The organism is Micromonospora peucetia (assembly GCF_900091625.1).
Lineage (GTDB): Bacteria > Actinomycetota > Actinomycetes > Mycobacteriales > Micromonosporaceae > Micromonospora > Micromonospora peucetia.
The window spans coordinates 6,160,376-6,170,781 of sequence record NZ_FMIC01000002.1; the positions used below are offsets into that span (position 1 = coordinate 6,160,376).

Consider the following 10,406-nt stretch of genomic DNA (forward strand, 5'->3'; position numbering starts at 1 on the left):
AGGTGTGCGACATGCCGGATCAGGCCGTGCCGAGCTCTTCGTCCAGCAGGCTGAAGATCTCCTCGGCGGAGGCAGACTGGAGGCTGGGGCCGTCGTCGTCGGCGGAGCCGGCGTCGGACTCGGCGTAGGTCCACAGGGAGAGCAGTTCGCGCAGCCGGGCGCCGACGGCGGCCCGGTCGGTGTCACCGGTGGCCACCGTGCGCATGGTGTGTTCCAGCTTGTTCAGCTCGCCGAGGACCGCCAGCGCGGACGTGCTGCGCTCCGCCAGCATCGCGCCCCGCAGGTACTCGACCAGCGCGGCCGTGGTCGGCCGGTCGTAGATCAGCGTGGACGGCAGCCGCAGGCCGGTGGCCGCGTTGAGCCGGTTACGGAACTCGACCGCGGTCAGCGAGTCGAAGCCCAGCTCGACGAAGCCGCGCTCGGCGTCGATCGACCGGATCGACGCGTAGCCGAGGACCGCGGCGGCGTGGGTGCGGACCACGTCGGAGAGCACCTGGTCCCGGTCCGTTTCCGCAGTGGCGGCCAGGGTCTCCCGCAGCGCCTCGGCGGGGTCGCGCTCCGCGGCCCGGGCCGCGCCCGTCTCCGACGGCCGGACCAGCGACCGCAGTACCGGGGGCACCGCCGCCGGCCCGTGCCGGCCGATCAGCGCGACGTCCAGGCTGACCGGCACGATCACCGGCTCGGCGAAACGTAGCGCCTCGCTGAACAGGTCCATGCCCTCGTCGGCGCCGAGCGGGACGAAGCCGCCCCGGCTCATCCGGGCCTCGTCGACGTGCCCCGGCTGCCCGTCGCCGGTGTCGTTGGCCCACGGTCCCCACGCCAGTGACATCGCCGCCAGGCCCCGGTCCCGGCGGTGCTGGGCGAGGGCGTCGAGGAAGCAGTTGGCCGCGGCGTGGTTGGCCTGCCCGGGGCCGCCGAAGAGGCCGGCCGCCGAGGAGAAGAGCACGAACGCGGCCAGGTCCAGTTTCTCGGTCAGCTCGTGCAGGTGCCAGGCCGCGTCGACCTTGGGGCGGAGCACCGTGTCGAAGCGGTCCGGGGTGAGCGCGGACAGGATGCCGTCGTCGAGCACGCCGGCCGCGTGCACCACGCCGGTCAGCGGCCGGTCGGCGGGGATCTGGTCGACCAGCAGGGCCAGCGCGTCGCGGTCGGTGACGTCGCAGGCGAGCACCTGGGCGGTGGCGCCCAGGCCGGCGAGTTCGTCGACGAGACCGCCGACGCCCGGGGCGTCCGCGCCGGTGCGGCTCACCAGCAGCAGATGGTGTACGTCGTGCTCGGTCACCAGCCGCCGCGCGACCAGCCGCCCGAGCGCGCCGGTCGCCCCGGTGACCAGGACCGTGCCAGTGGCCAGGGCCGGGCCGGACCGGTCGGCCGGGGGCGGGCCGAGCCGGGCCAGCCGAGGTACCCGCAGCCGGCCGGCCCGTACCGCGAGCTGGGGTTCGCCCGTGTCGAGTGCCGCCGGCAGCAGCGCGGCGGCCGACCCGTCGTCGTCGACGTCGAGGAGCACGATCCGGTCCGGGTTCTCCGACTGGGCGGACCGCAGCAGACCCCAGGCGGTGGCGGACGGCAGGTCGGTGACCCGCTCGTCCGGGTCGACCCGCACCGCGCCGCGGGTGACCACCACCAGCCGGGCCGGCGCGAGGGACTCCTCGGCGAGCCACTGCTGGGCCAGGGCGAGCGTGCGGTGGCTGACCCGGTGCGCCTGCCGGGCGGGGTGCGGTTCGTCGGCATCGTGCCCGACGCAGGTCACCACCACCGCGTCGGGGACCGGGCCGCCGGCGCGCACCTCGGCGACCAGCGCGGACAGGTCCGGGTGCCGGTCGGTGCCGGGCCAGTCGTCGCCGAGAACGGCCAGCCGGGCCGTGCCGCCGGCGCGGCCCGGGACGGGGGCGACCCAGTCGAGGCGGTGCAGGGACCGGTTGGCCGACCGGCGGGCCGCGCTGAGCTGCTCGCCGGAGATGGGCCGCAGGACGAGGCTGTCGACGGATGCGACCGGCGTCGCGCCGGTGTCCGTGATCGTCAACGCGATCGACGCGGAGTCGGTGGCCCGCAGCCGGATGCGCAGTTCGCGGGCGCGGGTGGGCCGGATGGTCACGCCCGACCAGGTGAACGGCAGGCCCGGGCGGATGTCGGGGCCACCCTGCGGAGCCTCTCCCACCGGGTCCGTGCCGGCGGGGTCGGTGACGCTGGCGCCGATGGCGTGCAGCGCCGCGTCCATCAGGGCCGGGTGCACGGAGAAGGCCGTGGTGTCGGTGGACGCGTCGGCGTCCAGGGCCACCTCGGCGAGGATGTCCGACCCCGACCGCCACGCGGCGCGCAGCGACCGGAAGACCGGGCCGTAGTGGTAGCCCTGGGCGGCGAGCCGGCCGTAGAGGCCGTCGAGGGCGATCGGCTCGGCGTCGGCGGGCGGCCACACGGCAGCCGGGGCGGTTTCCGGGTCGGCGGTGCCGGTTAGCTGGCCGGAGGCGTGACGCTGCCAGGCCCGGGAGCCGTGCTGGTCGGTGTCGTCGTCCCGGCGGGAGTGGATGGCGACCGACCGGTGCCCGGTGTCGTCCTGCGGGCCGACGCGGACCCGCAGGTCGACTCCCCCCTCGGTGGGGATCGCGAGCGGCGCCTCCAGGTTCAGCTCGGCGACGGACGCCGCGTCGGCGTGCCGCCCGGTCCAGGACGCCAGTTCCACCAGCGCCGTCCCGGGCAGCAGCACCGTGCCCAGCACGGCGTGGTCGGCCAGCCAGGGGTGGGTGGCGAGGGTGATTCGGCCGGTGAACAGCAGGCCCTCGTCGCCCGGCAGGTCGGCCACGGCGCTGAGCAACGGGTGGTCGACGACGTCGAGGCCCACGGAGGGCAGCACGGAACGGTGGGCGCCGGTGCGCTCCAGCCAGTAGCGGTGCCGGTCGAAGGCGTACGTCGGCAGGTCGACCGGCTCGCTCGCGGGCAGCATCCGGCGGTGGTCCACCGGCAGGCCGACGGTGTACGCGGTGGCGAGGCTGGTCAGCAGCCGGGCCGTGGCGTCGTCCGGCCCGCCGAGGGTGTCCAGGACGTGGCCGGTGGCACCGGTCCCGCCGAGGATCTCGGCGACCCGGACGGTCAGCACCGGCTCCGGCGAGACCTCCACGAAGGTCACGTGTCCGGCCGCCACGGCGGTACGGACGGCGTCGTCGAACAGCCCCGGCCGCCCCACCCCGCCGGCCCAGTGGCCGGCGTCGAGGGTGGCCGGGTCGGCCCAGTGGCCGGTGACGGTGGAGGCCAGTCGGGCGGTCCCGGGCTGTGGGGCGAGCCCTTCCAGGTCGACGCGGAGGCCCTCGGGGCCCACCTCGCCCGCGGCTGCCCGGGCCCGCGACGCCACCGTCCGTGCCGCGTCGGGCAGGGACAGCACGCCCGCCACGCAGGCGGCCACGATCTCGCCGTCCGCGTCCCCGATGACCGCCGCCGGCGTCACCCCGGCGTGCCGCCAGACGGCGGCGAGCGCCACCCCGACGGCGAACAGCACGGGCTGCGCCAGCTCCGGCCGGTCCCTCCAGGAGGTGTCCGCGCCGGTCAGCAGGGCGGCGGGGTCCACGTCGAGCCAGGGCGCCAGGGCCTGCCGGCACTCGGCGAGCGTGTCGTCGAAGACCGGGCAGCGGCCGACCAGTCCGGCCGCCGTACCCGCCGAACGGGCTCCCGGGAACAGGAACACCGCGCCCGCGCCGTGGGCGGTGACGGTGCCGGTCACCACGTTGCCGGCCGGGGTTCCGGCGGCGAGCGCGTCCAGGCCGGCCAGCAGCTCACCCGGGGTCGCGCCGGTCACCACAGCCCGCCGGTCGAACGCCGACCGGGTGGCCGCGAGGGACCAGCCGACCGCCGCCGGGGCGAGACCGGGGTGTTCCCGCACGTGCCGGGCCAGCCGGGACGCCTGCGCGGTCAGGGCGGAGGCGGAACGGGCCGACACCGGCCACGCCACCAGGTCCGAGGCGACCAGGCCGGGCGGCGGGGCGGCGGCCGGCTCTCCGGCACCGGTCAAATCGGCGTCGGCGGGCTGCTCGATGACCACGTGGGCGTTCGTGCCGGAGATCCCGAACGAGGAGACCGCCGCCCGGCGCGGCCGGTCCACCGCCGGCCACGGCCGGGACCTGGTCACCAGTTCCACGGCGCCGGCCGACCAGTCGATGTGCGGTGAGGGCGTGTCGACGTGCAGCGACGCCGGAACGGTGCCCTCCCGCATCGCCAGCACCATCTTGATCACACCGGCGACGCCGGCGGCGGCCTGCGAGTGGCCGATGTTCGACTTCACCGATCCCAGCAGCAGCGGGCCGGTGTCCCCCCGGTCCTGTCCGTAGGTCGCCAGCAGGGCCTGCGCCTCGATCGGATCGCCGAGGGTGGTGCCGGTGCCGTGCGCCTCGACGACGTCCACGTCCGTGGCCGCCAGCCGGGCGCTGGCCAGCGCCTGCCGGATCACCCGCTGCTGGGAGGGACCGTTGGGCGCGGTCAGGCCGTTCGACGCGCCGTCGGAGTTGACCGCCGAGCCGCGTACCACGGCGAGGATCCGCCGGCCCTGCTGGCGGGCGTCCGAGAGCCGCTGCACCAGCAGCATGCCGACGCCCTCCGACCAGCCGGTGCCGTCGGCGGAGGCGGCGAAGGACTTGCACCGCCCGTCGGAGGCCAGGCCACCCTGGCGGGAGAACTCCTGGAACGCCGTCGGGGTGGCCATCACCGCCACGCCGCCGGCCAGCGCCAGGTCGCACTCGCCGCGCCGCAGCGCCGCCCCGGCGAGGTGCAGCGCCACCAGCGACGAGGAGCAGGCGGTGTCGACCGTGACGGCCGGTCCCTCCAGTCCCAGGGTGTACGCCACCCGCCCGGAGATCACGCTGTGCGCGGCACCGGTCATCAGGTATCCCTCGACCCCCTCGGGGACTTCGGTCAGCCCGGTGCCGTACCCGGAGGTCGAGGCACCCACGAAGACACCGGTGCGGGTGCCACGCAGCGACGCCGGGTCCATCCCGGCCCGTTCGAGCGCCTCCCAGGACGCCTCGAGGGTGAGCCGCTGCTGCGGGTCCATCGCCACCGCCTCGCGGGGCGAGATCTCGAAGAAGGCGGGGTCGAAGTCGGGCACGTCGTAGAGGAAGCCGCCGGCCGGGCCGTGCGCGCCCTCCACCGCCTCCGGGATCTCCCAGCCCCGGTCGGTCGGGAACGCCGAGATGGCGTCCACGCCGTCGGCGACCAGCCGCCAGAACGCCTCCGGCCCGTCGACGCCGCCCGGGTAGCGGCAGGCCATGCCGACGATCGCGACGGGCTCGTCGGCGTCGACGACGACCGTCTCCGGCGTGTCGGCCGGGTTGGCGCCGGACACCAGCTCGCGCAGGTGTGCGGCCAACTCGGCCGGGGTGGGGTAGTCGAAGACCAGCGTGGTGGGCAGCCGCAGGCCGGTGGCCGCGTTCAGCCGCCCCCGGAAGTCCACCGCTGTCAGCGAGTCGAAGCCGAGGTCCTTGAACGGACGCCCGCGCAGCTCGTCGGGGGTGGCGTGGCCGAGGACCGCCGCGGTCTGCTCGTTGACCAGCCGCAGCAGTTCCCGCTCCTGCTCCGCCGCGGGGAGCGACGTCAGGTGCCGCAGTGGTGCGGCGACGGCGCCCCCGACCGGGCCGGTGGCTTCATCCTCGGCGACGATCGCCCGCACCTGCGGGAGGTCACCGAGCAGCGGGCTGGGCCGGGCCACGGTGAACGCGGGGTGGAACCGGGTCCAGTCGACGTCGGCGACGGTGACGCAGGGCGCCGGTCGGCGCATCGCCCGGTCCAACGCGACGAGCGCCTTGCCCGGGTCGATCGGCGGCAGGCCCATCCGGTTCAGCTGCCCGGTGGCCACGTTCTCGGCGGCCATGCCGTCGGCGCCGCCCCAGGCGGTCCAGGAGACGGCGGTGGCCGGCAGGCCCCGGCCGCGCCGGTTGACGGCCAGGGCGTCCAGCAGCGAGTTGCCGGCGCCGTAGGCGCACTGGCCGGCGCTGCCCCACACGCCCGAGATGGAGGAGAAGAGCACGAACGCGCCCAGCTCGCGGTCGGCGAGGCAGGCGTCGAGGTGCAGGGCACCGAGCACCTTCCCGGCGACCACGTGGGAGAACTCGTCGAGGGTGGTGTCGGTCAGCGGCGTGAGCTGGTCGGTGCCGGCGGCGTGCACGACGGCGGTCAGGCCGGGCAGCGAGTCCACCAGGTCCGCCACGGAACGCCGGTCGGTGACGTCGCAGGCGGCGACGGTGACCCGCCCGTCCGCGCCGTACCGGTCGAGCAGGTCCGCCACGGCGGGGGCGGCGGTGCCCCGCCGGCTTGCCAGGACCACCTGCCCGACGCCCCGGTCCAGCAGCCAGCGGGTGACGTGGCCGCCGAGGGCACCGGTGCCACCGGTGACCAGGACGGTGCCGGAGCGCCAGTCGCCGGCGGGTGACTCGTCCGCCGCCGGCGGGGCCGGGCTGAGCCGGCGGGCCCAGATCCCGCCGGGCCGGACGGCGACCTGGTCCTCGCCGCCCCCGGCCAGCACGGCGGCGAGCCGCCGGGCGGTGGCGTCCTCGACGGTGGTCGGCAGGTCGACCAGCCCGCCCCAGCGGTGCGGTTGTTCGACCGCCGCCGCGCGGCCGAGGCCCCAGATCTCGCTCTGTAGCGGGTGCTCGGCCCGGTCGCCCGGCGCCGCCGCCACCGCGCCGCTGGTGACGCACCACAGCGGGGCAACCAGATCCAGGTCGGCCATGGCCTGGACGAGGGCGAGGGCGGTGGCCGCGCCGAGGGTCACGCCGGGGTGCTCGGGCAGCAGCCGGTCCTGGCCGGCGAGCAGGGCGAGCACGCCGTCGACCGGCCGTTCGTCGATCAGTTCCCGCAGCCGGGCGGTGAGCGCCGCACGGTCGAGGTCCGCAGCGTCGACCCGCAGCACCAGCGGCTCGGCGTCGGGGAAGATGCCGGCCAGGCGGTCGGCCCACGCCGGGGCGTCGTCGGCCGGCAGCACGACCAGCCAGCGGCCCGCCGGCCCGTCGCGGTCGTCGACCGCGACGGGCTTCCAGGTCACCTGGTACGACCAGCCGTCCGCCAGGGAGCGTTCCCGCCGGGACCGGCGCCACGAGGTGAGCACCGGCAGGGCCGGCAGCAGCGCCCGTACCTGCTCGTCGTCGTCCGGGCCGACGCCCAGTTCACTGCGGAGGGTGTCGACGTCCGCCTGTTCCAGTGCGGTCCAGAACTCGTCGTCACCGCCGGGCGAGGTGTGGGCGGGGGCGGCGGGCGGCGGCTCGGGCCAGAACCGCTGCCGGCGGAAGGCGTACCCGGGCAGCGGCACCCGCGCGCTGTCCGTACCGGCGAACAGCTCGGCCCAGCCCACCTCGACCCCGGCGACGTGCAGCTCGGCGAGGGCGGTGAACGCGGACGCGGCCTCGCCTCGGTCCCGGCGCAGCAGCGCCACCGCCGCCCGGCCGTCGTCCCCGCCGGCCGTGGTCAGGATGTCGTGGGCCAGCGCGGTGAGCACCCCGCTGGGGCCGACCTCCAGGAACGTGCGCACCCCCAGGGCGAGCAACTGGTCCACGCCGTCGGCGAACCGGACCGCCTCCCGCACGTGCCGGACCCAGTAGTCGGCGGTGCGGATCTCGTCGGGATCGGCGAGGGCGCCGGTCAGGTTCGACACGATCGGCAGCGTCGGCGGGTGCAGCTCCAGCCCACGCACCACGGCGGCGAACTCGTCGAGCATTGGTTCCATCAGCGGGCTGTGGAAGGCGTGGCTGACCCGCAACGGCCTGGTCCGTACGCCCTGGTCGGCCCAGCGGCGTTCGAGTTCCTCGACGGCGTCGGCCGCCCCGGAGACCACCACGGCGGTGGGCCCGTTGACGGCGGCCACGGCGACCCGGTCGTCGAGGCCGGCGAGGGCGGCCCGGACCGCGTCGGCGGGAAGCTGGACCGCCAGCATCGCGCCGCCGGCCGGCAGGGCCTGCATCAACCGGCCCCGGGCCGCGACGAGCGTGGCGGCGTCCGGCAGCGACAGCACGCCGGCCACGTGCGCCGCGGAGAGCTCGCCGATCGAATGGCCGAGCAGGACGTCCGGGGCGATCCCCCAGCTCTCCAGGAGCCGGAACAGCGCCACCTCGACGGCGAACAGGCCGGCCTGGGTGAAGAGCGTCTGGTTGAGCAGCCCGGCGGCCTCGTCGCCCTCGGGCGCGAAGATCACCGGGGTGAGCGGGCGGGGCAGGTGCCGGTCCAGTTCGGCACAGACCTCGGCCAGCGCCCGGGCGAAGACGGGGAACGCGGCGGCCAGGTCGCGGCCCATGCCGCTGCGCTGCGCGCCCTGACCGGAGAAGAGGAACGCCAGCTTGCCGCCGCGCGGCCCGGAGCCGGTGAGCAGGCCCGGGGCACCCGCGCCGTCGGCCAGCGCGCGCAGGCCGCCCAGTAGGGCGGCGCGGTCCTCGACGAGCAGCACGGCCCGGTGTTCCAGGCTCGCCCGGGTACTGACCGACGACCAGCCGACGTCGGGCAGCCGCAGGTCGGGGCGGCCGTCGAGCCAGTCGGCCCAGCGGGTCGCCTGGGCGGCGAGGGAGTCCGCCTCCCGGGCGGAGACCAACACCGGCACGAGGCCGGCCCCGGTGATGGGAGCGAGGGTGCCCGGCTGCGCGACGGTGTCCGGGTCGGTCGCGGCGGCGGGCCCGTCCGAGGCGTCCGGCGCGGCCGGGGCCGGGTCGGCGGCCGGCGCCTCCTCGATGATCACGTGGGCGTTGGTGCCGCTCATGCCGAAGGAGGAGATCCCGGCCCGGCGGGGCTCCGGCCCGGCGGGCCACGGCTGAGGGCTGGTCACCACCGACACCGCGCCGGCCGTCCAGTCCACGTTGGGGGTGGGCTCGTCGACGTGCAGCGTCGCCGGCACCGTCTCGTGCCGCAACGCCATCACCATCTTGATCACCCCGGCCACCCCGGCGGCAGCCTGGGTGTGCCCGATGTTCGACTTGACCGAGCCGAGCCAGAGCGGCTGGTCCGCCGGCCGACCCTGCCCGTACGTCGACAGCAGGGCCTGGGCCTCGATCGGGTCACCGAGGGTGGTGCCGGTGCCGTGTGCCTCCACCACGTCGACCTGCTCGGGCGCGAGCCGGGCGCTGGCCAGGGCCTGGAGGACGACCCGCTGCTGGGAGGGACCGTTGGGGGCGGTGAGCCCGTTGCTGGCGCCGTCCTGGTTGACCGCGCTGCCGCGGACCACAGCCAGGACGGGGTGGCCGTTGCGCCGCGCGTCGGAGAGCCGCTCGACGAGGAGCAGGCCGGCGCCTTCCCCCCAGGCGGTGCCGTCGGCGGCGGCGGCGAACGACTTGCACCGGCCGTCGAAGGCCAGGCCGCGCTGCCTGCTGAAGCCGATGAAGGCGGCGGGAGTGGACATGATGGTGGCCCCGCCGGCCAGCGCCAGGGTGCACTCCCCCTGCCGCAGCGCCTGCACCGCCAGGTGCAGCGCGACCAGCGACGAGGAGCAGGCGGTGTCGACGGTGACCGCGGGGCCCTCGATGCCGAGGGCGTACGAGATCCGGCCGGACACGACGCTCGCCGCCGTCCCGGTGAGGATGTACCCCTCGGTGCCGGGCGGCGGCTGCTGGAGCAGCGACACGTAGTCCTGGCCGGTGGTGCTGGCGAACACCCCCACCTGGTGACCACGCAACGCCGAGGGGTCGATCCCGGCGTGCTCGAACGCCTCCCAGGAGGTCTCCAGCAGCAGCCTCTGCTGCGGGTCCATGGCGACCGCCTCGCGGGGCGAGATGCCGAAGAACGCGGCGTCGAAGTCGGTGGCCGAGTCGACGAAGCCCCCCTCGGAGACGTACGACGTGCCGGGGTGGTCGGGGTCCGGATGGAACAGTTGCGCCAGGTCCCAGCCCCGCTCGGCGGGGAACCCGGAGATGGCGTCGCGTCCCGAGTCGACGAGTTCCCACAGCTCTTCCGGCGAGCGCACCCCGCCGGGGAACCGGCAGGCCATGCCGATGATCGCGATCGGCTCGCGGCTGGCGGCCTCAAGCTCGCCGAGCTTCCTCCTGGTCTGGTGAAGGTCCGCCGTCACCCATTTCAGGTACTCCCGTAGCGTATCTTCAGTCGCCATTAGTGCCACCTTTTCGGGCCGGAGAAAGCCAGGCGACCCAATACCGTCCACAGACGCCACAAAGCCGCGAAGACCAAAGCCCATTCAGCCGACCACGAATTGCCAGACAAATAGCGTTTAAGCGCACACCAGGTCTTACTTACCGGAGGAAGGTAATTGTCGCCGGACGGCGGTCACAACCCCTAGCCTGCCCCTACCGGTGCCCCTAGCGGCGGGGCCGCAGGCTGGGCCGAGCGGCCCTGCTGAACGGCCCGGGGCAGCCGCCTCGCGGGGTGCGGCCGGGCGGGTGCGACACCCCCGCCCGGCCGACTTCGCCACGACCGTCGACAACGGCCGGGCACCACCATTT

General features: G+C 75.8%; 1 protein-coding gene. It reads right to left on the reverse strand.

Annotation, left to right across the window (positions count from 1 at the left end):
- Window positions 1–19: 19 nt before the first annotated feature.
- Window positions 20–10,057 (reverse strand): type I polyketide synthase, encoded by a 10,038-nt coding sequence (locus tag GA0070608_RS27485; protein WP_091631572.1) that lies wholly within the window; start codon window positions 10,055–10,057, stop codon window positions 20–22.
- Window positions 10,058–10,406: the final 349 nt, after the last annotated feature.